29 protein-coding genes are annotated in these 23,390 nt (G+C 62.0%); 11 read left to right on the plus strand and 18 right to left on the minus strand.

Annotated features, from left to right (window positions below; translation table 11 throughout):
- On the minus strand, window positions 1-802 hold an 802-nt coding region (locus MOV61_RS18010; RefSeq protein WP_247137565.1), incomplete at its 3' end, for a sugar kinase.
- 155 nt (window positions 803-957) lie between these two features.
- Here MOV61_RS18010 and MOV61_RS18015 point away from each other — a divergent pair.
- On the plus strand, window positions 958-2,607 hold the full coding sequence (locus tag MOV61_RS18015; RefSeq protein WP_247137566.1) for an alpha-glucosidase family protein: 1,650 nt from the start codon (window positions 958-960) through the stop codon (window positions 2,605-2,607).
- 7 nt (window positions 2,608-2,614) lie between these two features.
- Here MOV61_RS18015 and MOV61_RS18020 read toward each other — a convergent pair whose 3' ends face one another.
- The 4 genes from MOV61_RS18020 to MOV61_RS18035 all read right to left on the minus strand — a co-directional run bounded on the left by MOV61_RS18020 (window position 2,615) and on the right by MOV61_RS18035 (window position 5,074).
- Entirely contained in the window at window positions 2,615-3,028 is a 414-nt protein-coding gene (locus tag MOV61_RS18020) for a GFA family protein (RefSeq protein ID WP_247137567.1), read from the minus strand.
- 109 nt (window positions 3,029-3,137) lie between these two features.
- On the minus strand, window positions 3,138-3,671 hold the full coding sequence (locus MOV61_RS18025; protein WP_247137568.1) for an SRPBCC family protein: 534 nt from the start codon (window positions 3,669-3,671) through the stop codon (window positions 3,138-3,140).
- The gene (locus tag MOV61_RS18030; protein WP_038544358.1) at window positions 3,668-4,093 is read right to left on the minus strand and encodes a helix-turn-helix transcriptional regulator; all 426 of its coding nucleotides are present in this window, start codon (window positions 4,091-4,093) and stop codon (window positions 3,668-3,670) included. Before MOV61_RS18030 ends, MOV61_RS18025 begins: the two co-directional genes overlap by 4 nt.
- Before the next feature lie 78 nt (window positions 4,094-4,171).
- Entirely contained in the window at window positions 4,172-5,074 is a 903-nt protein-coding gene (locus tag MOV61_RS18035; protein WP_247137569.1) for an AraC family transcriptional regulator, read from the minus strand.
- A gap of 209 nt (window positions 5,075-5,283) precedes the next feature.
- Between MOV61_RS18035 and MOV61_RS18040 the strand changes: the two genes are divergently transcribed.
- On the plus strand, window positions 5,284-5,421 hold the full coding sequence (locus MOV61_RS18040) for a hypothetical protein (protein WP_247137570.1): 138 nt from the start codon (window positions 5,284-5,286) through the stop codon (window positions 5,419-5,421).
- Window positions 5,414-5,782, plus strand: a complete 369-nt coding sequence (locus tag MOV61_RS18045; RefSeq protein WP_247137571.1) for an Atu4866 domain-containing protein — start codon at window positions 5,414-5,416, stop codon at window positions 5,780-5,782. The genes MOV61_RS18040 and MOV61_RS18045 overlap by 8 nt, the downstream gene beginning before the upstream one ends.
- 16 nt (window positions 5,783-5,798) lie before the next feature.
- Here MOV61_RS18045 and MOV61_RS18050 read toward each other — a convergent pair whose 3' ends face one another.
- The 5 genes from MOV61_RS18050 to MOV61_RS18070 form a co-directional block, all read right to left on the minus strand.
- Window positions 5,799-5,999: a hypothetical protein gene (locus tag MOV61_RS18050; RefSeq protein WP_038544353.1), complete on the minus strand. Its 201-nt coding sequence runs from the start codon at window positions 5,997-5,999 to the stop codon at window positions 5,799-5,801.
- Window positions 6,000-6,017: 18 nt separating this feature from the next.
- A complete protein-coding gene (locus MOV61_RS18055) occupies window positions 6,018-6,263 on the minus strand; it encodes a DUF2442 domain-containing protein (protein ID WP_038544351.1) in 246 nt (81 codons plus the stop codon).
- A 1-nt stretch (window position 6,264) separates the two neighbouring features.
- Window positions 6,265-6,489 (minus strand): DUF4160 domain-containing protein, encoded by a 225-nt coding sequence (locus tag MOV61_RS18060; RefSeq protein ID WP_247137572.1) that lies wholly within the window; start codon window positions 6,487-6,489, stop codon window positions 6,265-6,267.
- A 79-nt stretch (window positions 6,490-6,568) separates the two neighbouring features.
- Complete coding sequence (ade, locus tag MOV61_RS18065) at window positions 6,569-8,266, minus strand: adenine deaminase (RefSeq protein ID WP_247137573.1); 1,698 nt, start codon at window positions 8,264-8,266, stop codon at window positions 6,569-6,571.
- A gap of 81 nt (window positions 8,267-8,347) precedes the next feature.
- Window positions 8,348-9,307, minus strand: coding sequence for a threonine/serine dehydratase (locus MOV61_RS18070; RefSeq protein WP_247137574.1), 960 nt, complete (start codon window positions 9,305-9,307; stop codon window positions 8,348-8,350).
- 100 nt (window positions 9,308-9,407) lie between these two features.
- Here MOV61_RS18070 and MOV61_RS18075 point away from each other — a divergent pair, with 100 nt between their 5' ends.
- The gene (locus MOV61_RS18075) at window positions 9,408-9,869 is read left to right on the plus strand and encodes an Lrp/AsnC family transcriptional regulator (RefSeq protein ID WP_247137575.1); all 462 of its coding nucleotides are present in this window, start codon (window positions 9,408-9,410) and stop codon (window positions 9,867-9,869) included.
- 78 nt (window positions 9,870-9,947) lie between these two features.
- Here MOV61_RS18075 and MOV61_RS18080 read toward each other — a convergent pair whose 3' ends face one another.
- Window positions 9,948-11,054, minus strand: a complete 1,107-nt coding sequence (locus MOV61_RS18080) for a branched-chain amino acid ABC transporter substrate-binding protein (RefSeq protein ID WP_247137576.1) — start codon at window positions 11,052-11,054, stop codon at window positions 9,948-9,950.
- A gap of 1 nt (window position 11,055) precedes the next feature.
- Here MOV61_RS18080 and MOV61_RS18085 point away from each other — a divergent pair, with 1 nt between their 5' ends.
- On the plus strand, window positions 11,056-11,322 hold the full coding sequence (locus MOV61_RS18085; RefSeq protein ID WP_247137577.1) for a hypothetical protein: 267 nt from the start codon (window positions 11,056-11,058) through the stop codon (window positions 11,320-11,322).
- Window positions 11,323-11,334: 12 nt separating this feature from the next.
- Here MOV61_RS18085 and MOV61_RS18090 read toward each other — a convergent pair whose 3' ends face one another.
- The gene (locus MOV61_RS18090) at window positions 11,335-11,775 is read right to left on the minus strand and encodes a MarR family winged helix-turn-helix transcriptional regulator (RefSeq protein WP_038549487.1); all 441 of its coding nucleotides are present in this window, start codon (window positions 11,773-11,775) and stop codon (window positions 11,335-11,337) included.
- A gap of 274 nt (window positions 11,776-12,049) precedes the next feature.
- On the opposite strand from MOV61_RS18090, the gene MOV61_RS18095 reads away from it, so the two are divergent.
- Window positions 12,050-12,889: an alpha/beta fold hydrolase gene (locus MOV61_RS18095; RefSeq protein WP_247137578.1), complete on the plus strand. Its 840-nt coding sequence runs from the start codon at window positions 12,050-12,052 to the stop codon at window positions 12,887-12,889.
- Between the two features lie 247 nt (window positions 12,890-13,136).
- Here MOV61_RS18095 and MOV61_RS18100 read toward each other — a convergent pair whose 3' ends face one another.
- Complete coding sequence (locus MOV61_RS18100; RefSeq protein ID WP_105429228.1) at window positions 13,137-14,465, minus strand: aspartate aminotransferase family protein; 1,329 nt, start codon at window positions 14,463-14,465, stop codon at window positions 13,137-13,139.
- A gap of 318 nt (window positions 14,466-14,783) precedes the next feature.
- On the opposite strand from MOV61_RS18100, the gene MOV61_RS18105 reads away from it, so the two are divergent.
- Window positions 14,784-16,787 (plus strand): GAF domain-containing protein, encoded by a 2,004-nt coding sequence (locus MOV61_RS18105; RefSeq protein WP_247137579.1) that lies wholly within the window; start codon window positions 14,784-14,786, stop codon window positions 16,785-16,787.
- Between the two features lie 4 nt (window positions 16,788-16,791).
- Window positions 16,792-17,172, plus strand: coding sequence for a response regulator (locus tag MOV61_RS18110; RefSeq protein ID WP_038588450.1), 381 nt, complete (start codon window positions 16,792-16,794; stop codon window positions 17,170-17,172).
- Window positions 17,173-17,296: 124 nt separating this feature from the next.
- On the opposite strand, the gene MOV61_RS18115 is transcribed toward MOV61_RS18110, so the two are convergent.
- The 5 genes from MOV61_RS18115 to choX form a co-directional block, all read right to left on the minus strand.
- Complete coding sequence (locus tag MOV61_RS18115) at window positions 17,297-17,617, minus strand: helix-turn-helix transcriptional regulator (protein WP_038544336.1); 321 nt, start codon at window positions 17,615-17,617, stop codon at window positions 17,297-17,299.
- 123 nt (window positions 17,618-17,740) lie between these two features.
- Window positions 17,741-18,499 carry a HugZ family protein gene (locus MOV61_RS18120; protein ID WP_247137580.1) on the minus strand — a complete coding sequence of 253 codons (759 nt, stop codon included), beginning with the start codon at window positions 18,497-18,499 and terminating at the stop codon, window positions 17,741-17,743.
- A gap of 102 nt (window positions 18,500-18,601) precedes the next feature.
- Window positions 18,602-19,666: a choline ABC transporter ATP-binding protein gene (gene choV / locus MOV61_RS18125; protein WP_038544332.1), complete on the minus strand. Its 1,065-nt coding sequence runs from the start codon at window positions 19,664-19,666 to the stop codon at window positions 18,602-18,604.
- A complete protein-coding gene (gene choW, locus MOV61_RS18130; protein ID WP_038549479.1) occupies window positions 19,663-20,505 on the minus strand; it encodes a choline ABC transporter permease subunit in 843 nt (280 codons plus the stop codon). The genes choV and choW overlap by 4 nt, the downstream gene beginning before the upstream one ends.
- 81 nt (window positions 20,506-20,586) lie before the next feature.
- On the minus strand, window positions 20,587-21,543 hold the full coding sequence (choX, locus tag MOV61_RS18135) for a choline ABC transporter substrate-binding protein (protein ID WP_038544330.1): 957 nt from the start codon (window positions 21,541-21,543) through the stop codon (window positions 20,587-20,589).
- Between the two features lie 197 nt (window positions 21,544-21,740).
- On the opposite strand from choX, the gene MOV61_RS18140 reads away from it, so the two are divergent.
- From MOV61_RS18140 to MOV61_RS18150, 3 genes are all read left to right on the plus strand, one after another.
- Window positions 21,741-22,322 carry a thymidine kinase gene (locus MOV61_RS18140; RefSeq protein ID WP_247137581.1) on the plus strand — a complete coding sequence of 194 codons (582 nt, stop codon included), beginning with the start codon at window positions 21,741-21,743 and terminating at the stop codon, window positions 22,320-22,322.
- A gap of 160 nt (window positions 22,323-22,482) precedes the next feature.
- On the plus strand, window positions 22,483-22,929 hold the full coding sequence (locus tag MOV61_RS18145) for a pseudoazurin (RefSeq protein WP_038544326.1): 447 nt from the start codon (window positions 22,483-22,485) through the stop codon (window positions 22,927-22,929).
- Window positions 22,930-23,040: 111 nt separating this feature from the next.
- The coding region (locus tag MOV61_RS18150) for a hypothetical protein (protein ID WP_247137582.1) at window positions 23,041-23,390 on the plus strand (350 nt) is incomplete at its 3' end.

Genomic DNA, 23,390 nt, shown 5'->3' on the forward strand with positions numbered 1-23,390 from the left:
GGGAGAGGAAGGCGCCGTTAAAACTGTCGCCGGCGCTGGTGGTGTCGACGAGCTCAGCGGTCCTGACCGAAGGGACGTGGACGGGAGCGGTGCCGCCGAAGCTCAGCGTTGCGCCATCCGCGCCGTTCTTGACCACGACGTCTCCGACGCCGAGCGCATGGTAGCGGGCGATGGTGTCGGCCACCGTCGCGTCGCCGAAATGGGTGGTCTCGTCGTCGAAGCTCGGCAGGACCAGCGAGGCCGCGCGGGCGCCTGCCTCGATCGTCCTCAGCATATAATCCCTGTTCGGCCAGAGGCGGGGGCGGATGTTCGGGTCGAAGGCGACCATCTTGCCGGAAGCCTTGGCGCGGCGCAGTTCCGACAGCAGCGTCTCGACCGCTTCGGGGCTGAGGATGCCCAGCGTGATGCCGGAGAAATAGAGGATGTCGGCAGCCTCGACAGCACTGCGCAGATGGTCGGCATCGTCGGCGAGTTTCTTTGCGGCGGCGGTGTCGCGCCAGTAGCTGAAGGTGCGTTCGCCGTTCTTCAGCGTGATCAGGTAGAGGCCGGGCGTCTTGCCTTCGATGCGGCGGATGAAGCCGGTGCCGATGCCGGCATCCCGCATCATCGACAGCATTTCGGTCGATAGGGGATCGTCGCCGACGGCGGTGAAATAGTCCACCGACCATTCGGCGGGCAGGCAGGCGCGCGCGTACCAGGCGGTGTTGAAGGTGTCGCCGGCAAAGCCTTTGCGCAGCAGGCCTTCGCCCGCCTGCGACAGCTCCACCATGCATTCGCCGATCGAAAGAAGCCGTCCGCCCAATTGCATTCCTCCCGTATTTTGAAACTCGCATAGGCCGAAGTTTCAGCCGTGGCAAGAGAGTGGATCCGGAACTTCGCAGAGCCTTGCTTATGCGTTGTCTTTTGAACGGGGGGCACTAGGTTGGGCTGGAACATTTGAGGAAGGAGAGTCGGACGATGGCGACACAGGCGGTGAAGGCGGTCGATGCAAACTGGTGGCGCGGCGCGGTGATCTACCAGATCTATCCGCGCTCCTTTCAGGACACGACCGGTGACGGGATTGGCGATATCAAGGGTATCACCGCCCGCCTGCCGCATGTCGCCTCGCTCGGCGTCGACGCAATCTGGCTTTCGCCCTTCTTCACTTCGCCGATGGCCGATATGGGCTACGACGTCTCGGATTACCGCAATGTCGATCCGATGTTCGGCGCGCTTGCCGATTTCGACGAGATGATGGCGGAAGCCGAACGCCTGAGGCTGAAGGTGATCATCGACCAGGTGATTTCCCACACCTCCGACCGGCATCCGTGGTTCGTCGAAAGCCGCTCAAGCCGTACCAATCCGAAGGCGGACTGGTATGTCTGGGCCGATCCGAAGCCGGACGGCACGGCGCCCAACAACTGGCTGTCGATCTTCGGCGGGCCGGGATGGGAATGGGACGGCGTGCGCAAGCAATATTACATGCACAACTTCCTGATCGCCCAGCCGGACCTCAATTTCCACAATCCCGATGTCCAGAGCGCCATGCTGGACACGGTGCGTTTCTGGCTCGACCGCGGGGTGCACGGGTTCCGGCTCGATACGGTCAACTACTATTTCCACGACAAGCAGCTGCGCAACAACCCGCCGATGGTCTACGACACGGACGGTGCCGGCATGGAGACCGATACCAACCCCTATTCGATGCAGAACCACCTCTACGACAAGAGCCAGCCGGAGAATATCGACTTCCTGAAGCGGCTTCGGGCGCTGCTCGACACCTATGAGGGGCGCGCGACGGTCGGCGAGGTCGGCGACGGCCCGCGCTCGCTGACGACGCTTGCGATCTACACCAGCGGCAACGACAAGCTGCATATGTGCTATACGTTCGACCTGCTCGGCCCGGCCTTCAACGCGGCCTATATCCGCAAGGTAATGACGACCGTGCAGGACACAGTGACCAACGGCTGGGTGTGCTGGGCCTTTTCCAACCACGACGTGGTGCGGCATGTGACCCGCTTCATCGAGGCTCCGGAAGAACAGGACCGGGTCGCCAAATTGTCGATCACACTGATCTCGGTTCTGCGCGGCTCGATCTGCCTCTATCAGGGCGAAGAATTGGGGCTGACCGAGGCGGAGCTTTCCTTCGAGGATCTGCGCGATCCCTACGGCATCCGCTTCTGGCCGGCCTTCAAGGGGCGCGACGGATGCCGTACGCCGATGGTCTGGGAGGCGAGCGAACCGCATGCGGGCTTCACCACGGGTTCGAAAACCTGGCTGCCGGTTCCGGGCGAACATGCGGCCCGAGCGGTTGACGCGCAGGAAGCGCTTTCGGATTCGGTGCTGCACCATTACCGGGCGGCACTTGCCTTTCGCAAGGCGCATCCGCCGCTTGTCGACGGCGACATGACCTTCCTCGATACCAATCAGGACCTGCTCGCCTTCGTGCGCGAGAAAGGCGGCGAAAAGCTGCTGTTCGTCTTCAACCTGACCCGCAAGGCCCAGGATTTCACCCTGCCGAAACGGCTGAGCGAAATCCTGCCGGTCAACCTGCCGGGCTTCGTATCGCGGCTTGAGAAGGGCGTGGTGCAGCTCGACGCCCTTGACGTGTTCTGCGCGCGGGTGTGACGGTCCTTCAAGCCGTCGGCATATTCTCGAATTTCGGCAGGGCCGGATCGAGGTGGTCCCATGCGTGGCCTGCGGCATGCCAGGTCACGAATTGCGGCTTGTATAGGCTCGGATCGTCGAGGCTGCCGGCGCGGACGACGAAATAATCCGGCATGGCCGGGAACGTCATGTAGACCGGCGACCCGCAGGTGGGGCAGAAGGCCCGCCTTTTGACGGTTCCGCCGTCGCCGGTCGCCTCCCAATGGGTCGCATTGCCCTCGACCTTGACGGCAGCGCTTGGGAAGGTGAGGTGCGAGGCGTGGCCGGTGCCGCTTTCGCGCTGGCACTGGCGGCACTGGCAATCGACCATGACCGCCGGTTCGGCGGAGATTTCATAACGAAGTGCGCCGCAGGCGCATCCGCCGGTAAAACGGGTGCTCATCTTTTTTCTCCCTGAGATAGCCCGATCGCGGGCGGTGAGCGTTGGCGAAACCTCCGCCCCGAGTCTCCCGAGGCATCGTGGATCATGGGGCGGAGGCGACGACCGTGCTTCAGGCCGGGATGCGGCGGTCGTATTCTTCCTTGAGGCGGCTCCATCCTTCCCAGAACGGTTCCGGCTTGGCGCCGGTCGCCCGGGCGACCAGGATGTCGAGGTGCATGTGCCAGCCGGCGCCGACCATGACCATGTTGCGGCGATCGGAAATCCGCCGATGCGTGACGGTGAGCAGGATTTCGCTGCCGGCCGGCTGTAGTTCAAAGCTGACCTCGCCGCGTGGCGGCCACGAGAAGACCAGCCGATGCGGTGGCTCGAAGGCGATCACCTCGCTCTGAATGCTGTGTTCGGCGGGAAAGCCTTCCGGCCTGCCTTCGGCCGAGCCGGCCAGTTCGTCGTTGCGCCAGGTGAGTTCGAAGGAACTGCCCGCCTGTGCCGGTATGATGCCCGATGCGAGCCACTGGCGGCGAAGGTCGCTGTCGGTGAGATAGTCCCAGATTCGTTCGATGGGGCCGGGCAACCGGCGCTGGATGCTGAAGGCGAAAGGTTCGGCCACAGCGCCATATTTGTTCAACGATGTCATGTCGTTCATTGGTCTTCTCCCGTTTCAGGTGCAGTTTCAGATTTCCGTGGGGCAGGGGATTTCAGCGGGCTCTTCCCAACCTCGTCCCGGGCGCTCTTTTGAGCGTCCTCCTCCCTGAGAAGGCGTTCCAGGATATCGAGCCGGTTGGTCCAGAAGCGCTCATAGAAGGTGAGCCACTCATGGGCGGTTGCAAGCGGGCCGGGTTCGAGGCGGCAGAGATGGGTGCGGCCGTGAATTTCGCGGCGGATCAGCCCGGCGCCTTCCAGCACCTTGATGTGTTTCGAGGCCGCCGCGAGCGACATGTCGTGCGGCTCGGCCAACTGGCTGACGGTGCGCTCGCCCTGCGCCAACTCGCGGAGCATGCGGCGGCGCGTGCCGTCGCTGAGGGCGTGAAAGACCGTATCGATCGGATATGTGCTTAATTCAACCATGTGGTTGAATATGCGCGCATGCGATTTTATTGTCAACCGATTGGTTGAATAATTCTCAGGAAGAGGGAATCGGGCAGATCAGGCCTCGGCGTAACGGGCAGGTTCGCTTCTGAGCCGGGTGATATCCTGGATCGGCGGGGCGCCGAACAGTCGGCGGTATTCGCGGCTGAACTGCGAAGGGCTGTCATAACCGACCTCGTGGGCGGCGGTGGCGGCATCCATGGCCTTGCCGAGGATGAGGCGGCGGGCCTCCTGCAGGCGCAGTTGCTTCTGGTATTGCAGCGGGCTCATCGCCGTCACCTCGCGAAAATGCTGGTGCAGAGAGGACGTGCTCATGCGTGCTTCGATCGCCACCTGCTCGATCGAAAAGGGGGCGGAAAAGTTCTGGCGGATCCAGGAAATCGCCCGGTTGACCTGCTGCAACCGGTTTTCAGGGGCGAGGATCTGACGGATCATCTCGGCCTGATCGCCACGCAGCAGCCGGAACATCAGTTCTCGCTCGATCAGCGGTGCGAGATAGGCGATCTCGTCGGGCTTATCGAGAAGCTGGGCGAGGCGGAGTGCGGCATCCAGGAATTCCGGCGTGGTATGACTGAGGCCGATGCATTTTTTGCGCATGGCCGGGACACCTGGCGCAGCCGGCATGTCCACCAGCATCTCGCTCAGCAGCTTCAGGTCGAGATCGAGGCGCAGGCAGAGATAGGGCTCTTCCTGCGTCGCCTCGATGACCTGGCCGGTGACGGGCATATCGACCGAGACGACCAGATATTGGCGGGGGCTGTAGCGAAAGATCTCGTCGGCCAGCATGACCTGCTTTGCCCCTTGCGCGATGATGCACACCGCCGGCTGATGGATGGCGTGCAGCGGCTCGGTCGGCTTCGACATGCGGATCACCGACAGGCGCGGGATCACTGTCTCAAACGCGCCATCCCCATTGGTGTTTTGTGCAATCAACCGAGCGATCTGGTCTAGCTTTTCCATCTGAGGCCTCGTTCGAAGGTGCGGATGTCATGAGATGCGGCATTCCGGCGGTTCGGTGTGGACATCATATGGTGGCGCTGGCGGCCATTTCAAATCACCTTCGGAGGATTGTGCAATCATGCCGGAGAACTGGTCTACCGCTCGCCCGCTGCTTTCCACCATATTCGGCTCGTCCGATCGAACCAGCCCGGACGCAAATGGAGATGGTGATGAGCAATTTTCAGCGCTTACTTGAAAGCCCCTTCCATTGGGCCGCCGATTTTGCCGGCGGCTTCCTCAAACGCTCCCGCGGCACGAAAAGACACCGCCGCGAACGGATGCTCAGGAGGGAATATCTCAATGGCTGAACGACTTTTTCGCGCCCACTCGGGTTTCCGAGCTCTGCTCGCGTTTGCCGCCTTTGCCGCGGCCTTCACCTTTATCGCGACGTTTACGGCGCTTGCACACGACATCACGGAACAGGAAAAAACCATGGCTGAACATCCCTACAGTGGGATGTGGGTGACCGAGGACAACCACATCCGCCACGAGCTGCTGCCGAACGGCCGCTATGTGGAAGCGCGTGGCACCCGGGAAAAGGCCTATGAGGGCCGCTACTGGGTGACCGGTGACCATATCGACTACAAGGACGACACCGGGTTCACCGCGGACGGGGATTTTCGCGATGGCGTGCTTTATCATGCGGGGATGGTGTTGCGGCGGAGGTGAGGGGAGGCGGCGCGCATCAAAGCGACCTTGTCTTTCCCGCACGGAATTCGGTCAAGGCATCCTCTGTGAGACGATCGAATTCGCTTTCCGCATCGTCTTTCTCGATCTGGCGATCCCAGCGTTCAGCCTGAAATTCTTCGAACCAGAGCGAGAATGCTTCCAGCTCTTGTCGGTCCAGTTGGGCAACGGCTTTCTCGATCTGCTCCAGCTTGCTCATGGACGATCCTAACAGGATTTATGCGGCAGGACGTTTCACCGTCCTGTCGCCGCGCCCTTCCAGAAGGCCGGCGATGGAGATGTCTTCGTCGAGATCATCCCAGTGAATGCCACCCGGGCTCAGTTCGAATTTTTGGCGATCGGCCGGCTTAGCAAGAAGCAGACGAGGAAACCAGGCAAGCGGCACGCCCAATGTGCGGCCGTCGTTGAGCGAGACCCACATGGTGTCGTCGTCGAATTTCACCTCAGTTGCCGAAATGCTCATGCTATGCCCGCTTGATCAGAGAACGATTGTCGATGACGAGCCGGATAATAGCAGACAGGTCACGGCTGTTGAAGCCGTCGCTTTCCGCCACTCCTATGGTCGGCTCCAACCAGATCTTCGCATTTGCGCTACCGCCCCGGACGTGAATATGTACGGGCTCCCGCGGGTCGCCTTCATTGGAATAGAAATAGAATTTCAGGGCGCCAGAACGGAAGACGATGGGCATTGGGTCCTCTTTCAACCAATTTTCTTGAGGACAGAATAATTCGCCAATGGTTGTTACCACCAACGCGTGGCCTTCGAAGTCACCCGATCAGCGCGAACTTGTCGACATCGACCATGCCCTTGTCGGAAATCTTCAGGTGCGGAATGACGGGCAGCGGCAGGAAAGCGACCTGGAGGAAGGGTTCCTGGAGCGTGGTTCCGAGCGCGTAGGCGGCCTGGCGGAGGTGGTGGAGGGTGTCGCGCACCACTTCGTAGGGCTCGAGGCTCATCAGGCCGGCGATCGGCAGGGCGATCTCGCCGGTGACCTTACCGTCTTCGACCACCACGAAGCCGCCGTGGATTTCGCCGAGGCGGTTGGCGGCCATTGCCATGTCGTCCTCGCTGACGCCGACGACGCAGATATTGTGGCTGTCGTGCCCGACAGTCGAGGCGATCGCGCCCTTCTTCAATCCGAAACCCTGAACGAAACCATTGGCATGATTACCGTTCTTGCCATGCCGCTCGATGACCGCGACCTTGATGATGTCGCGGTCGAGATCGACGCCGGTCTGGTTGCCCGCCGATGGCAGGCGGTAGCGGCGATGTTCGGTGATGATTTTTCCGGGCATCACGCCGATGACCGGCGTTTCGCCTTCCGTCACCGGCACGCCGAAATGCATCGCCTGCACCGGGCGCGCCTTGACGCTGTCGAGGCCGACCGGGGCGACCGGCCTGCGGGTGGCGAAAAGTTCGTCGGTGACCTTGCGGCCGGCGGAGAAGACCATCTCGGCCTTGCAGTTTTCGAGGCTGTCGATGACGACGAGATCGGCCCGCCAGCCGGGTGCGACGAGGCCGCGGTCGCGCAAGCCGAACGCCTTGGCGGCGGAAATCGAGGCGGCGCGATAGACGGCGAGCGGTTCGACGCCGTGGGCGATCGCGGTGCGGATCATGTAGTCGAGATGGCCCTGTTCGGCGATGTCGAGCGGATTGCGGTCGTCGGTGCAGAGCGCGAGGTAGGGTGACAGCCGCTCGGTGAGGAGCGGCATCAGCGCGTGGAGATCCTTAGAGACCGAGCCTTCGCGCACCAGGATATGCATGCCCTTGCGGATCTTTTCTAGCGCCTCCTCGGCGGTGGTGCATTCGTGCTCGGTGCGGATGCCGGCGGAGAGGTACCCGTTCAGATCATTGCCGCGCAGCAGCGGTGCGTGGCCATCGATATGGTCGCCGTAGAAGGCGTCGAGCTTGGCGAGGCAGATCGGGTCCTTATAAATGACGCCTGGGAAATTCATGAATTCGGCAAGGCCGATGACCTTGGGGTGATCGCGGAAGGGCAGCAGCTTTTCGATCGGCAGGTCCGCGCCGGCCGTCTCCAGATGGGTGGCCGGCACGCAGGAGGAGAGCTGGACGCGGATGTCCATGATCGTTTCGAGCGAGGAATCCAGGAAAAATTGTATGCCCTCGGTGCCGAGCACGTTGGCGATCTCGTGGGGATCGCAGATCGCGGTCGTGACGCCGTAGGGCAGGACGCAGCGGTCGAATTCGTGTGGGGTGACCAGCGAGCTCTCGATGTGCAGATGTGTGTCGATGAAGCCGGGGACGACGATTTTGCCGGAAATGTCGATCTCGGTCTTGCCGGTGTAGTTGCCGCAGGTGCCGACGATGCGGTCACTACTGATGGCGATGTCGGAGGCGACGAGCTCGCCGGTGACGAGATCGAAGAAGCGTCCGCCCCTCAGCACGATATCGGCGGGTTCGCGGCCGGTGCCCTGGTCGATGAGCGTTTCGAGACGGGTGGTCATGGCAGGCTCCTCGCTGAATCGGTCGCCTAACCTAGCCGTTCCATGAGGAAACGGGGAGAGGCGATCGATGCAGGCGAGACGTCATGCGATATCGGTGCGGACATTGCCGCCGCAGAGGATGGTGGCGACTGTTCGGCCTTTGAGGTTGGCGCCGTTTTCCAGAAGACCTGCAATGCCGGCGGCGCCAGCTTCCTCGACGACGAGGCCGTAATGGACGCGGCAGAAATCCCGCGCCGCGCGGATGGCGGCTTCGCTTACTTCCCAGACCTCGTCGACGGTCGTTCTCATGCAGTCCAATGCGTAAGGAACGCATTCTCGAACCGCGATGCCATCAGCTGCGGTTGCTGCGGTTTTCGTCGAGATGAGCCGGCCGGTTTCATGAGAATGTTTCATGGCGGGCGCATTGGCGGCGACCACGCCGATGACCTTGCAGTTGGGGGCCTTGGCGCGGATCCAGGTGCCGATCCCGGTCAGCAGCGCGCCATTGCCGAGCGGCACCAGGATGGCGTCGAGTTCGACGGCTTGCCGGGAGAGGCGCTCGGTTATCTCCAGCGCGATCGTGCCTGCCCCTTCGGCGATACTCCGCAGTGCGCCGTCTTCGACAAAGGGGCAGCCATTTGCTTGCGCATAGGCACGCGCGGCGGCTTTGGCGGCGTCGAAATCGCTGCCTTCCAGCCGCACGTCGGCGCCGAGGCGGCGCATCGCCTCGATCTTGCCGGGATTGGCGGTGGTGGCGGAAAAGATCGCCACCCTGCGTCCGTGCGCCCGGCCGGCATAGGCGAGCCCCTGGCCGAAATTGCCGGCGGAGGCGGAGACGACGGGGTGGTCGCCGGCCGGTTCGTTCTGCATCCACCAGTCGGTGCCGCGTCCCTTGAAGGAACGGATCGGATTGAGCGTCTCCACCTTCGCAAGGAGGCGAAGGCCGAGAGCCGTATTGGCCGTCTGCTGCTCGATCAGCGGGCTGTTGGTAAAGACGGGGTCGATGCTTTTCGACGCAGCGAGAATACCGTCGACGGAAGGGTGTGGCTGGTTCTGTGTCATGGCGTTAAGATGCCAAACGAAAAGCCGGCGGGATTCCTGAAGTTGTGGTTATAATCAGGAGTATTTCCCGGAATTTGTTTCCAAGTCGGGAAATTCTCTCATGGCACTGACGAAAGCCGATCGCCAAATCCTCAAGCTCATGCAGCGGGATGCGACCATCACCTTGAACGAGCTGGCCGAGCATGCGGGTCTGTCGCCGTCCTCGGCACAGCGGCGGCTGCAGAAGCTTCGGGAGGACAAGGTGATCCTGCGGGACGTTTCGATCGTCGATCCGAAAAAGGTCGGGATGGCGGTTTCCATGCTGGTCGAGGTGGAACTGGAGCGCGACCGACCGGAGCTCATGCCGCCTTTCCTGCGCTGGGTGGCGGATACGCCGGAGGTGCAGGAGGCCTGGGGAACATCGGGCAGGGGCGATTTCACGCTGGTGATCCTCGTCCAGTCCGTCGAGCATTTCGATGTGCTGGCGGACCGGATGATGGAGATGAACCCGAATATCCGCAAATTCACGACGAGCGTCGTGCTGAAGACGTTGAAGCGGACGCTGGCGGTGCATGTCGAGTGAGCCCAGCCGGCGTCCGAGAACGAGGCTCAAAACAAACGAGCGCCCGAAGGCGCCCGCTGGTCATGCGATTTGAAGATGTCACTCGGCGGCGACGATCTTGCCGTCTTCCCACTTGAACAGGGAAAAACTCTGCGAGGTGAGGTCGCCTGTCTTGCCATAGGTGAGCTTGCCGATGGCGGTGGCGATCGGTTCGCCGGACTTGATGGCCGCGGCCACCGCTTCCGTATCCTCGGCGCTCTTTGCCTTTTCGATGCCGGCCTTGATCACTTCGACGGCGGCATAGGCGTTCAACGTGAAGGCTTCTGCGGGGATCTTGCGGGCGGCGAGCGCTTCGGCGGCAGCCTTGGAATCCGGGCTCTTGGTGGCGTCGGACGCGTTGGTGAACACCGTGCCGGCCGCGGCCTTGGTGCCGATGTTCCAGAACTCGCTGTTCGACAGGCCGTCACCGCCGACGATCGTCGCTTTGACGCCGAGATCGGCGAGCTGGCGTGCGAGCAGGCCGCCTTCCGGGTGGTAACCGCCGAAATAGATCACGTCGACATTCTGGGACTTGAGGCGGGTCGTCAGCGCGCTGAAATCCTTGTCGCCCGGAGTGACGGCGTCATCGAGCACTTCCTTGACACCGCCGGCGTTCAGCGCTGCCTTGAAGGCATCGGCGAGGCCTTTGCCATAGGCGCCCTTGTCGTTGATGATCGCGACCTTTTTGTCCTTGAAGGTCTTCAGGACGTAATTGGCGGCGACCACGGCCTGCTGGTCGTCGCGACCGCAGGTGCGGAACACGTTGGTGAGGCCGCGCGTGGTGAGGGCCGGTGTGGTCGCGGTCGGGGTGACCATCAGCACGCCGTTTTCGGCAAGCGCATCGGAAGCCGGCATGGCGACGCCTGACGTCACCGGACCGACCACGAAACGGATGCCTTCGCCGACCAGCTGGTTGGCGGCGGAAACGCCCTGCTTGGGTTCCGCTGCGTCGTCGGCCGCCTTCAGGACGACCTTTTCGCCGAGAATGCCGCCCTTCTTGTTGATTTCCGCAATGGCGGTTTCGGCGCCGTTCTTGACCTGGTCACCATAGGCCGCGACCGGGCCGGTGAGCGGGGCGATCAGGCCGATGACGATGTCGGCCTGGGCAAGCGGAGCGAAAGTCAGGGAGGCGAGTGCCATTGCCCCCAGAAGCATCTTGAGGTTCATCTTGGTCTCCTTGGATGGGGGCTTCAACCCCGCGGTGAACGCCGCACCCCTACCTTCCGTCTTCGATGTCGCGCCGGGCGCGGTCGTGCCAAGGACGGAAAGCGATGCGGTCGATACCGTGCCGAGCCATGTTTGGCTTTCGGCGACCGGCCACCAATTCTGTATGAATTCCGCCAGATTTCCGCAAGAAGATAACAAAACGGCCGCGAATTTTGTGGTTTTCATCAAGGATTGCCCGGAAATTGCAGATGTTTGCCGGTTTTCTTGACTCCCGGTGAAGCTAGGCGTTGCGCTCCAGAGCGCCGAGGAAGGTGCGGACCTGACGGTTGAAGGCCTGGAATTCCTTCGGAGTCATGCCGGACCGTTCGATCAACGTTTCGCCGAGGCATGTGCTCTTCGCGATCAGGGCGCGGCCGGCGTCGGTCAACCAGACATGCACCTGGCGCTCGTCGGTCTTGCTGCGGCGGCGCTCCAGCAGTCCGGCCTGTTCGAGCCGCTTGACGGGTGGGGTGATGGTGCTCGATTCCAGGCCCAGCCTTTCCGCGATCGTGCCGATCGTCGAGCCGTCCTGTTCGCCGAGCACGCTCATGACGAGGTATTGCGGATAGGTGATGCCCATGTCGTCGAGCATTGGCTTATAGACGCGATTGATGGCGATGTGGGCCGTATAGAGCGAGAAGCAGAGCTGCTCGTCGAGCGGCGGAAGGGGGGAGGCGGGCATGCTTGCTCCGGTGCTGTTCCAAGTTTTCGCGACATATAGCATGATTTCGATATCGCGATAAATATTTTTGTAGACATGATCGCAGAATGCCGCTACCCATGTGTTTATCGCGATAACAAATATCGAAGTATGGAGATCGCGATAATCCGAAGGGTGCGGTTCAAAGGAACGACACGCAACGGTATTATGAATGTCTGGTCGGCCATTTTTGCTGCCGCGCCCGCCATTCATGTCGCAGTCATTGAAGAATCAGTTTCGAAAGGACACGAGAACCATGACCAGCAATTTCATCACCACCAAGGACGGCACGCAGATATTTTACAAGGACTGGGGTTCGAAGGACGCCCAGCCGGTCGTCTTCCATCACGGTTGGCCGCTCTCGGCCGACGATTGGGACGCCCAGATGCTGTTTTTCCTGCACCAGGGTTTTCGCGTCGTCGCCCATGACCGGCGTGGCCACGGCCGTTCGAGCCAGACCGAGAACGGCAATGAAATGGACACTTATGCTGCCGATGTCGCCGAGCTTGCAGCCCATCTCGATCTGAAAAACGCCATCCATGTCGGCCATTCGACCGGCGGCGGCGAAGTTGCCCGCTACGTTGCCCAGTATGGCGGCGGTGGCCGGGTGGCCAAGGCCGTGCTGATGGGCGCCGTGCCGCCGATCATGTTGAAGACGGACAATAATCCGGGCGGCCTGCCTCTCGAAGTCTTCGACGGTTTTCGTGCAGCGCTTGCTGCCAACCGGGCGCAGTTCTTCCGCGACGTACCAGCCGGCCCGTTCTACGGCTTCAACCGTGAGGGCGCGACCGTTTCGGAAGGCGTCATCGCCAATTGGTGGCGGCAGGGCATGATGGGCGGCACCAAGGCCCATTACGATTGCATCAAGGCTTTTTCGGAAACCGACTTCACCGAAGACCTGAAGGCGATCGACGTGCCGGTTCTCGTCATGCATGGCGACGACGACCAGATCGTCCCGATCGCCGACTCGGCCCTGCTTGCGGTCAAGCTTCTCAAGAAGGGCACGCTGAAGGTCTATGAAGGTTTTCCGCACGGCATGGCGACCACGCATGCGGACGTGATCAATGCGGATCTTCTGGCGTTTTTCAAGGGCTGAGCAGGCCAGGTCTCATGTGAAAATGGAGAGGCGGCCGCAGGGCCGCCTCTGTTGTTTCGTAGGGGTGTCGAATCGAGGCTTGCCCCTCATCCGGCTGCCGCCACCTTCTCCCCGTTCTGACGGGGAGAAGGGATATGCCGCACCGGTCTGCCCCAATCGCAGCGGCCTGGAACGGGCACGTCCCCTCGCCCCGCGCGCGGGGAGAGGGTTAGGGTGAGGGGCAGATTCCGTCCGCTTCGACCTCGCCTCAGATATTGCTCGTCAGGATCTCGCGCAACTTCCCGAAAATCTCGTCGATATGGTGCTTTTCGACAATCAGTGGCGGGGACATGGCGATCGTGTCGCCGGTGGTGCGGATCAGCAGGCCGTTTTCGTAGGCCTTGAGGAAAGCGGTGAAGGCGCGTTTGGTGGGTTCGCCGGCGATCGGATCGAGTTCGATCGCGCCGATCAGGCCGAGGTTGCGGATGTCGATGACGTTCGGCAGGTCTTTGAGCGAATGCAGGCCCGCTTCCCAATAGGGGGCGATGTCGCGGGCGCGGTCGAACAGGCCTTCTTCCTTGTAGGTTTCGAGCGTCGCAAGGCCGGCGGCGGAGGCGATCGGGTTGCCGGAATAGGTATAGCCGTGCATGAACTCGATCATGTGCTCCGGGCCGGTCATGAACGCGTCGTGGATCTCGGAGGTGACGAACACCGCACCCATCGGGATCACGCCGTTGGTAAGGCCCTTGGCGGTGGTGATGATGTCCGGCTTGACGTCGAAATACTGAGCCGCGAACGGGGCGCCCAGGCGGCCGAAACCGGTGATGACTTCGTCGAAGATCAGCAGGATGCCGTGCTTGGTGCAGATCTCGCGCAGCTTCTGCAGGTAACCCTTCGGCGGGATCAGCACGCCGGTGGAGCCGGCGACCGGCTCGACGATGACGGCGGCGACGGTCGAGGCGTCATGCAGGGTGACGATGCGCTCAAGCTCGGTGGCGAGATCGCCGCCATGTTCCGGCTCGCCCTTGGTGAAGGCGTTTTTGCCCGGCAGGTGGGTGTGGGGCAGATGGTCGACGCCGGTTAGAAGCGTGCCGAACATCTTTCGGTTGGAGACGATGCCGCCGACCGAGATGCCGCCGAAATTGACGCCGTGATAACCGCGCTCGCGGCCGATCAGGCGGAAGCGCGAGCCGTTGCCCTTCACGCGGTGGTAGGCGAGCGCCACCTTCAGCGCCGTCTCGACCGATTCCGAGCCGGAATTGGTGTAGAGAACGTGGTTCATGCCCTCGGGCGCGATATCGACCAGGCGGTTGGCGAGTTCGAACGCCTTCGGATGGCCCAGCTGGAAGGCGGGCGCATAATCCAGCTCGCCGGCCTGTTCGCGGATCGCTTCGGTGATCTTCGGCCGGCAGTGGCCGGCATTGACGCACCAGAGGCCGGCGGTGGCATCGAGCACCTGGCGGCCGTCATGGGTCGTATAGTGCATATCCTTGGCAGCGACGAAAAGGCGGGGTTCCTGCTTGAACTGGCGGTTTGCCGTAAATGGCATCCAGAACGCCCGCAGGTCGTTGGGCGTGGTATTCAGGCGGTTGGACATGACATTCTCCATGGCCATTCGGTTTCTTCGGGTGGCCATTTCCCGGTCGGCGTCATTGCACCAAGTTTTGACTGCATGGTCAAATTATCAGGGGGATCGGAGGCGTCAACCGCCTTCGAACAAAGGGCCGCTGCGAATTCCTGCGTTGGAGCGAAATCGATTCGGACTGGCGTTGCTGGGTGGGGCAATCGATACGGATTTCGATAAAGGCTCAAGATTTCAACGCGGTTTCCACCGGTCGTGAAATTTGATTGCGTCTCTCTGGTCTTTTGGCGAAAGCTGCCAATATCGCCTGAAACTTCAATTCCGAGACCCTCATTGGCCGATCCCGATCCGAACGAACAAATCCATCTTGAGCGGCTGGAAGCGCTCGATGCCTATAATATCATGGACACCGAGCCGGAGCCGGAGTTCGACGATATCGTGCTTGTCGCTTCCACGCTCTGCGGCACGCCCGTGGCGCTCGTCAGCCTGGTCGAGAAAGACCGGCAGTGGTTCAAGGCGCGCGTCGGGTTCGAGGCTTGCGAGACGCCGATCGAGCAGTCGGTCTGCGCCCATGCGCTCGGAAGTTCCGACGTGCTGGTCATCCCAGACCTGCAGCTCGACCGGCGCACCCGCGCGAATACTCTGGTTACCGATGAACCGTATATCCGCTTCTACGCCGGTGCACCGCTGATCACGCCCGACGAGGTGGTGATCGGCACGCTCTGCGTCATCGATGTCGAGCCGAGGCCGCAGGGGCTGGAGGAGGGGCAGAAGGCGGCGCTGCAGGCTCTTGCCCGGCAGGTCATCGCGCTCCTCGAAATGCGGCGCATCTCGCAGCGCAAGGATGACCTGTTCCGGCGCCAGAAGTCGATCAGCGCCAATATTCGCTCCAGCGTCAATGCGAGCCTGGCGGCGCAGGAGGCAGGAAGGGTCGGCACATTCGAAATTGATATCGGGACCTCGATGATGCGGGTGTCGCGGGAGTTCTGCCGCATTTTCCACCTGCCTATCGCCGATACCTATCCCACTCGAGTGGTCGAGGAGATGGTCCTGGCGCAGGACAAGGACCTGCAGTCCAACGATGCGACCAGACGGAAGGGGAGTGCCCCGCTCGACGTTGAATATCGCATTCGCGTGCCGGGCTATGGCGTGCGCTGGATCGCCCGCAATGCCAGCTTTCGCCATGATGAGAGAGGCCGGCCGGTCAAGATGATCGGCACCGTCCGGGATGTGACCGCCGCCAAGCGGGAGGCTGCCCGCGTGCAGGCCCTGCTCGATCTTGGCGATCGGCTGCGCGACCTCAGCGACATGGAATCGATGGCGATCGCCGCCGGCGACCTGATGGCCAGGGCACTTGACGCGACGCGCGCCGGTTTCGGCATCGTCAACGCGGCCGACGAGACGGTGTCGGTGCCGCCCGAATGGTGCGCGCCGGGCGTGAAAAGCCTTGCGGGACTGCACCATTTCCGAGACTACGGGTCTTTTGTCGACGACCTGAAGCGCGGGGAGGCCGTTGTCATCGCCGACGTCGCCACCGATCCGCGCACCCGCGACCACGCGCCGGCGCTTCTTGCGCTTGGCATCCGCGTGCTCGTCAACGTGCCGATCTTCGAACTCGGGCGCTTCAGGCTCGTCGCCTTCATCCATCACGACCAGCCTTACCCCTGGATGGAGGAAGAGATTTCCTTCGTCCGCAGCTTCGGCAACCGCATCCAGATCGCGATGTCACGGGTTCAGGCCGAGCTGGAGCAGCAGATGCTCAGCAGGGAAATGAGCCATCGGCTGAAGAACACCCTGTCGATGGTGCAGGCGATCGCTACCCAGACGCTCCGGCCGGTGACCGAGCGCGACCATGTGGAGGCTTTCGAGAAGCGGCTGCATGCGCTGAGCACTGCCCATGACATCCTGTTCGAGCAGAACTGGACCAGCGCCTCGGTCTATGCCGTCGTCGACCGAACGATGAACGGGATCGGCATGCGGGACCGGATCGACGCGCAGGGTCCGAACGTTCGGTTCGGGCCGAAGGGCTCGCTTTCGCTTTCCCTGCTGCTGCACGAGTTGACGACCAACGCGGTGAAATACGGGGCGCTCTCGAACGATACGGGGAGGGTTGCAATCGACTGGCGCATTGAAGGTGTGGGAGACGGCGCGACCTTCTATCTCTCCTGGCGGGAAACCGGCGGGCCGCCCCCACGCCAGCCGGAGCGCACGGGTTTCGGCTCAAAACTTATTCGCATGGGATTGATCGGAACCGGCGGTGTTCTCGTTAGTTATGATCAACCGGGGTTCAGCGCTGAGATGACAGCTGTGCTCCTTCAGCTAGCACAGGCAGACTGACCGGATGGGACGATCCGCACCGCCAAAAAAACAGGCTGTCCTCGTTGTCGAGGACGAGCCCATCCTGCGCATGATGGCAATCGACCTCGTGGAGGATGCAGGATTCGAGGCGGTCGAGGCAGCCGACGCCGATGAGGCGGTGACGATCTTGGAAACGCGCACGGATATCCGGATCGTTTTTACCGATATCGACATGCCGGGCAGCATGAATGGCATGAAGCTGGCGGCTGCCGTGCGCGACCGCTGGCCGCCGATCGAGATCATCATCGTTTCGGGACAGGTCCGCTTGAGCGAGGAAGACCTGCCCGATCGCAGCGTGTTCTTTTCCAAACCCTACGATTGGCAGAAAGTGACCGCAACGCTGCGTCGCATGGCCTCGCATTAGGCGTGGTCGCGCGGATACGGAGCGTCATATCCGGTCGGCAGGCGGGCATGGAAATGCCCCAGCCGCCGGCGTTATGCCGGCCGCTGAGGCGGGTCAGCGTTATGCTATGTCAGCGCTGTCATTCCTACGCGGCTGCGGATTTCTTCTGCACCGGAGCACAGTAGATTTCTTCCAGCGTTTCAAGGACCTTGAGAACCGACTCGGACGAGCTGGAGTAATAAATGGTCTGCGCATCGCGGCGGGTTTTCACCAGCTTCTGAGCCCGCAGCTTGGAGAGGTGCTGAGACAGCGCAGATTGGCTGAGGCCAACTTGCGACGCGAGCGCACCCACGGCGACTTCGCCCTTCACCAGGCAGCACAGGATCATCAACCGCTTCGGGTTGGCCATGGCCGACAGCAGGCCCGCGGCCGCGTTGGAATGCTCAGATAGTGCCATCGTATCCATACGTTTTAAATTCCCCTCGTATTCCAAAGCGGCCCCCGGCTTCAAAATCCGGCCCATCGTCCTATGGGTGAAAATTAGCAAGGAGCAAAAGGGATTGTATATCCCTAAATTTCAGGTAACCAGTTATCGTATTTTAGTGATCTCAAAAACATAATCAAGAACGGCTTCGGGAGTCTTTGCAAGATCTTCGAATTCGTGCCTGAGTTGAAAATCCCCCGCAATAAGGTCGATTCCCGCTCGATCGACGCCTCCGAAGCGCCAGAGTTTCCCGTTTTCCGTGCTGATATGGGCAGCAAATTTCTGAGCCTGCTCGGTCATATTTTTTACATTTTGCTGGAGGTCCAGCCACTCCGCCGTGATTCCCGGCTCGGGAATCACGAGGTCAGATCCAGTCAGCATGTATGCACGGCCGAATCCTCCATTCAGGGATGCTGCCTGTGGCGTGATTCGGAAAAAGCGGAAATCACCGAAATCTGCATACAATGCCGCCTTGGGATGACGGTCCAGAAAACGCTGGCGTATGCGTGCATGTTCGGGCGTATCGCGGGCGACGCCCTCGGCGAGACATTGGACGGTAATCCGAGGATGGGCGAGCGGATCGCCCTTGCCCGGCTCGCCGGCCAGAAGCGAGCAGCGTGGGTCGGCGATGAGGCCTTTCGTATGGCCGGAGAGGCCGGAGACGAGAATGACCGGCACGCCGTCGACGTCGGTGCCAGTGAGGGCTCGGCTGGCGGAGGGGAAACCGGTTTCCGGATCGAGGACCGCCAGCGCCATGTGACGCGCTCCACGGACCAGCGTGCGGGCAAGCCGGCGGGCCTCGTCGTCGGTGTCACGCAGCACCTGCGGCCTGTCGGTCTTCCCTGTCTGCTGTTCGTCCGCCAACGCGTCCCGCTCCTTGTTCAGTTGCCGGGAAAGCGACCCGGCTCAGCCGTCGGCATACCATCCGGCGACACTAAACGAAAGGTGATTTTGCGGCTCAGCTTATCAGCCGTCGCGTCGGCGATGGCGTGTCAGGCCGGCAATCACGTCATCGGACGAAATGGTGCCGATGATCGTGCCGTTGTCGACCACCCCGATGGCGCCCGGCTGACGCGACAGAGCATCGAGGATATCGACGAGCGGCGTTGTCGACAGCGCGGTGCCAGCGACAGTCGTGGTGCCTGCCGTGGTGCTTACTCCGGCCCGCATCACGTCGCCTGCGGTCAGCATGCTGATCGGGTTGAGGTGCTGCACGAAATCGGCGACATACTGGTCGGCCGGCGCCCGGACGATCTCCTGCGGCGTACCGCATTGGATGATGTGCCCGCCCTCCATGATGGCGATGCGATTGCCGATCCGGAAGGCTTCGTCGAGATCGTGGCTGACGAAGAGGATAGTCTTCTTCAGCCGGCGCTGGAATTCGAGAAGCTCGTCCTGCAGGCGGGTGCGGATCAGCGGATCGAGCGCCGAGAAGGGCTCGTCCATGAGCAGGATCGGCGCACCGGTGGCAAAGGCGCGGGCAAGGCCGACGCGCTGCTGCATGCCGCCGGAGAGTTCGCCCACCTTGCGGCCCGCCCATTTCGTCAGGTTGACCAGTTCGAGCTGTTCGTTGACCTGCTTGGCACGCTCGGCATCCGGAACGCCGGCAAGTTCCAGCCCAAAGCCGACATTTTCAGCGACCGTGCGCCAGGGGAGAAGGCCGAACTGCTGGAAGACCATCGAGACCGTGTGCATGCGCAGATCGCGCAGCACTTTGGGGCTCGACTTGTAGGGATCGACCGGGCCCGAGGACGTGGCGACGCTGACATTGCCGCGCACGACCGGGGCCAGCCCGTTGACGGCGCGCAGCAGCGTTGATTTGCCCGAGCCGGACAGGCCCATCAGGACGAGGATTTCGCCCTCGTGGATGGTGAGCGACGCATTGGCGACGCCCAGGACGATGCCGGTCGCGGCACTGATCTCGTCGCGGGTCTTGCCCTGGTCGACCATCGCCAGCGCCCGTTCCGGCTTATCGCCGAAGACGATGTCGACATTGTCGAAAACGACGCAATCGGTTTTCTGGGCTGTCATTGGCCGTCTCCCGTCGATGTGCGGAACATGCGGTCGAGGATGATCGCCAGGATGACGATGCACAGGCCCGAATCGAAGCCGCGGGCGACATTCACCGTATTCAGCGCCCGCAGTACCGGAACGCCGAGGCCGTTGGCGCCGACCAGGGCGGCGATGACGACCATGGAGAGCGAAAGCATGATCGTCTGGGTGAGGCCGGCCATGATCTGCGGCATCGCGTAGGGCAGTTCCACCTTGCGCAGGATCTGCGACGGAGTGGCGCCGAAGGCGACCGCCGCTTCCCGAAGCGAGCTTGGGGTCGAGACGATGCCGAGGCGGGTGAGGCGGATAGGCGCCGGGATCGCGAAGATGACGGTGGCGATCAGGCCCGGAACCATGCCAAGGCCGAAGAGGATCAGCGCCGGGATCAGGTAAACGAAGCTCGGCAGCGTCTGCATCAGGTCGAGGACCGGCCGCATGGCTTCGTAGAACCATTGGCGTCGGGCAGCGGCAATGCCGAGCGGCACGCCGACCACCATACTGACGGCGGTCGACGCCAGCACCAGAGCCAGCGTTTCGGTCGTCTCTTTCCAGTAACCCTGGTTAAAGATCAGGAGCAGACCGAAGAAGGTGAAGGCTGCGAGCACGAGGGAACGGCGCAGCCACCAGGAAAGCCCGGTCATGGCGGCCATAACGAACAGCGGATGCGGTGTCGCAAGACACCACAAAAGCCCGTCGATCACGGCCAGGAGAACGGAAGAAAGCCAGTCGAAAAACCAGTCGGCATTCGCCGTCAACCAGTCAACGACCGCCTTCGCCCAGGAACCTATAGGTATTCGATGGTCTGCGATCCAATCCACGAGAAAACTGCCGTCCATAAGGAGAGAAAGGGCGGGCTCCGGGGCAGGCGGTGCGCCGCCCCGGAAACATTTTCGGGACTGTTAGAGGCCGAGCGCCTTCTTGACGGCGGCAAGGCCGTCCTTGCCGTCATAGGTGGTGACGCCGGCAACCCACGGCTCGATGACCTTCGGATTGGCTTTCAGCCAAGTCTTGGCCGCGGCATTGGCATCCTCGCTGTCGTTGAGGATCTTGCCCATGATGGTGTTTTCCATGTCGAGCGAGAACTTCACGTTCTTGAGCAGCTTGCCGAGATTCGGGCATTGGGCGACAAAACCGCCGCGCGCCACGGTATAGACCGTCGCGCCGCCGTAGTTCGGACCGAAGACGGTGGCGTCGCCGCCGGCGAGATAGGTGATCTCATGGGCGACGTTCATCGGATGCGGCGCCCAGGCGAGGAAGACGACCGGCTTGCTGTCCTTGTCGGCGCGGGTGACCTGGGTCAGCATGCCCTGCTCGGAGGATTCGACGACCTGGAAACCCTTGAGGCCGAATGTGTTGGCATCGATCAGCGAAACGATCATGCCATTGCCTTCGTTGCCCGGCTCGATGCCGTAGATCTTGCCGTCGAGTTCTTTCTTGTGGGTGGCGATATCCTTGAAGTCCTTGATGCCGAGCTTGGCGCCGGCGGCATTGGTGCCGAGCGTGTACTTGGCACCTTCAAGATTGACGGCGATGCTCTCGATCGACTTGTCGTCGAGATAAGGCTGCAGCGCGTCCTTCTGCGCTGGCATCCAGTTGCCGAGGAAGAGGTCGATATCCTTGTTCTTCATCGAAGAATAGGTGACCGGGACGCCGAGGGTCTTGACGTCGGCCTTGTAGCCGAGGGCCTCGAGGACCTGGATGAAGGATGCGTTGGTCGAGGCAAGGTCGGTCCAGCCCACATCCGAGATTCGGACGGTCTTGCAGGCTTCCGGTTCGGCGGCAGATGCCGTGCCGACGATCGCGAGGATCGATGCGGCAGCGACGAGCGTGGTCTTCAGTGTGGTAGTCATGCGCATGGGCTGCTCCCGTTTTTTTGGTTCCCGCCATTATCAATATATGCTGCGACGAGGCAAGCGCGCGCATTCGCGGCGGACAATGGGGTGCATTTGCGACATTTGTGACTTTCTCGCCCAGCGTTGCGCAGTCTACAGTTTCCTGTGGTTTTCGGCAAAACCCGCTTTTTTCGAATCCCGATCGCGATCAGAAGGCAGATATGGCCAAGCTTTATTTCCACTACGCGACGATGAACGCCGGCAAGTCGACCATGCTGCTGCAGGCTTCCTATAACTACCGGGAGCGCGGCATGCGCACGACGATCTTCACGGCGTTGCTGGACGACCGCGCCGGCCGGGGCCGCGTTGCCTCGCGGATCGGGCTTTCTTCGGATGCCATTCCCTTCGGGCCGTCCGACGATCTCTTTATGGGCATCGAGGCGATGCACCGGGAGGAGCCGATCGCCTGCGTGTTCGTCGACGAGGCGCAGTTCCTGTCGCCCGAGCAGGTCTGGCAGCTCGCCCGGATTTCCGACCGGGTCGGCATCCCGGTAATGACCTATGGCTTGAGGACCGATTTCCAGGGCAAGCTGTTTCCCGGCTCGCTGGAACTGCTGGCGATCGCCGACGAGCTGCGCGAGGTGCGCACCATCTGCCATTGCGGGCGCAAGGCGACCATGGTGGTGAGGCTCGACGAGGACGGCAAGCTGGTGCGCGAAGGTGCCCAGGTCGATGTCGGCGGCAGCGAAAAATATGTTTCGCTCTGCCGGCGGCATTGGGAAGATCAGATGCATTGCGATTGATGCTCGGAATTTAAACCTCCGTTCACCGTACGCAACGGAAGACGGCGGCGGCGCGGCAAAATTGATGCTGGTCAAAGTCTGCGGCCGGAAACATATTTATGTATCACATCCGAAACGTCCCGGCCTTATGGGACGGTGGTTCCCAGCTGGAGTTCCCCGCATGCGCAAGACCACCAAAACCTTTACCCTTGCCACCAGCCTCGCCCTGTTCGCTCTGCCGGCCTTCAGCGCCGAAATCGAGGTGAAGATGCTCAACAAGGGCAGCGACGGCGAGGCCATGGTGTTCGAGCCGGCGGCCGTGAAGGCGCAGCCGGGCGATACGATCAAGTTCGTGCCGGTCGACAAGGGGCATGACGTGGTTTCGATGCCCGGCCTGGTGCCGGAAGGGGTCGCCGAAATCAAAGGCAAGATCAGCCAGGAAGTTTCCTTCACCGCAGACAAGCCGGGCGTCTACGTCTTCAAATGCACGCCGCATTTCGGCATGGGCATGGTCGCGGTGATCGTCGTCGGCGACGCGCCGGCCAATCTCGACGCGGTGAAGGCTGCTAAGATGCCGAAAAAGGCAAAAGACCGGCTTGATGCGGAGATCGCCAAGCTGAAGCTCTGATCCTTCCAGGACTTTTTGCCGCCTTCCGATTTTTCCGGCAATCGAGCCGGGACGGCGTGGCATAATTCTGCAGCGGCGTTATCTTGGTCCTCAGACGGCGGGAGAATGGGCGTGGCGGCACCTGGGAATTTCGACAGCGAGATCGAGCGGATCGGCAACGTTCTGGCTGCAATGGGCGATGCGCCCGGGCCGATTTCAACGCTGCTTGCCGAAACCGCGCGGGATCTCGCCCTGCCGGATGAGGAGAAGCTGGCGGCGGAAGCCGAGCGGCTGACGGCGGAACGGCCCGAGCGGCAGGCGATCGAGTCGGCAACGGCTCGGCTGGTCACAGATCTGGCAGCAGAGATCGGCATCTGCGCCCAGGAATTCGACGATCGGGAGGTGCCGACGCGCTTCGAAACGCTGATCGGCTACATTTCCGGCGCTGCCAGACACCGCCGGCAGCGGGCGCGCTGGCGCAG

It is taken from the genome of Neorhizobium sp. BETTINA12A (assembly GCF_023006485.1).
Lineage (GTDB): Bacteria > Pseudomonadota > Alphaproteobacteria > Rhizobiales > Rhizobiaceae > Neorhizobium.

Bases quoted from the DNA above. Each gene is read 5' to 3' on its own strand.
- MOV61_RS18015 (WP_247137566.1), top strand. From the start codon at position 958: ATGGCGACACAGGCGGTGAAGGCGGTCGATGCAAACTGGTGGCGCGGC.
- MOV61_RS18020 (WP_247137567.1), bottom strand. From the start codon at position 3,028: ATGAGCACCCGTTTTACCGGCGGATGCGCCTGCGGCGCACTTCGTTAT.
- MOV61_RS18025 (WP_247137568.1), bottom strand. From the start codon at position 3,671: ATGAACGACATGACATCGTTGAACAAATATGGCGCTGTGGCCGAACCT.
- MOV61_RS18030 (WP_038544358.1), bottom strand. From the start codon at position 4,093: ATGGTTGAATTAAGCACATATCCGATCGATACGGTCTTTCACGCCCTC.
- MOV61_RS18035 (WP_247137569.1), bottom strand. From the start codon at position 5,074: ATGGAAAAGCTAGACCAGATCGCTCGGTTGATTGCACAAAACACCAAT.
- MOV61_RS18040 (WP_247137570.1), top strand. From the start codon at position 5,284: ATGAGCAATTTTCAGCGCTTACTTGAAAGCCCCTTCCATTGGGCCGCC.
- MOV61_RS18045 (WP_247137571.1), top strand. From the start codon at position 5,414: ATGGCTGAACGACTTTTTCGCGCCCACTCGGGTTTCCGAGCTCTGCTC.
- MOV61_RS18050 (WP_038544353.1), bottom strand. From the start codon at position 5,999: ATGAGCAAGCTGGAGCAGATCGAGAAAGCCGTTGCCCAACTGGACCGA.
- MOV61_RS18055 (WP_038544351.1), bottom strand. From the start codon at position 6,263: ATGAGCATTTCGGCAACTGAGGTGAAATTCGACGACGACACCATGTGG.
- MOV61_RS18060 (WP_247137572.1), bottom strand. From the start codon at position 6,489: ATGCCCATCGTCTTCCGTTCTGGCGCCCTGAAATTCTATTTCTATTCC.
- ade (WP_247137573.1), bottom strand. From the start codon at position 8,266: ATGACCACCCGTCTCGAAACGCTCATCGACCAGGGCACCGGCCGCGAA.
- MOV61_RS18070 (WP_247137574.1), bottom strand. From the start codon at position 9,307: ATGACACAGAACCAGCCACACCCTTCCGTCGACGGTATTCTCGCTGCG.
- MOV61_RS18075 (WP_247137575.1), top strand. From the start codon at position 9,408: ATGGCACTGACGAAAGCCGATCGCCAAATCCTCAAGCTCATGCAGCGG.
- MOV61_RS18080 (WP_247137576.1), bottom strand. From the start codon at position 11,054: ATGAACCTCAAGATGCTTCTGGGGGCAATGGCACTCGCCTCCCTGACT.
- MOV61_RS18090 (WP_038549487.1), bottom strand. From the start codon at position 11,775: ATGCCCGCCTCCCCCCTTCCGCCGCTCGACGAGCAGCTCTGCTTCTCG.
- MOV61_RS18095 (WP_247137578.1), top strand. From the start codon at position 12,050: ATGACCAGCAATTTCATCACCACCAAGGACGGCACGCAGATATTTTAC.
- MOV61_RS18100 (WP_105429228.1), bottom strand. From the start codon at position 14,465: ATGTCCAACCGCCTGAATACCACGCCCAACGACCTGCGGGCGTTCTGG.
- MOV61_RS18110 (WP_038588450.1), top strand. From the start codon at position 16,792: ATGGGACGATCCGCACCGCCAAAAAAACAGGCTGTCCTCGTTGTCGAG.
- MOV61_RS18115 (WP_038544336.1), bottom strand. From the start codon at position 17,617: ATGGATACGATGGCACTATCTGAGCATTCCAACGCGGCCGCGGGCCTG.
- choV (WP_038544332.1), bottom strand. From the start codon at position 19,666: ATGACAGCCCAGAAAACCGATTGCGTCGTTTTCGACAATGTCGACATC.
- choX (WP_038544330.1), bottom strand. From the start codon at position 21,543: ATGCGCATGACTACCACACTGAAGACCACGCTCGTCGCTGCCGCATCG.
- MOV61_RS18140 (WP_247137581.1), top strand. From the start codon at position 21,741: ATGGCCAAGCTTTATTTCCACTACGCGACGATGAACGCCGGCAAGTCG.
- MOV61_RS18145 (WP_038544326.1), top strand. From the start codon at position 22,483: ATGCGCAAGACCACCAAAACCTTTACCCTTGCCACCAGCCTCGCCCTG.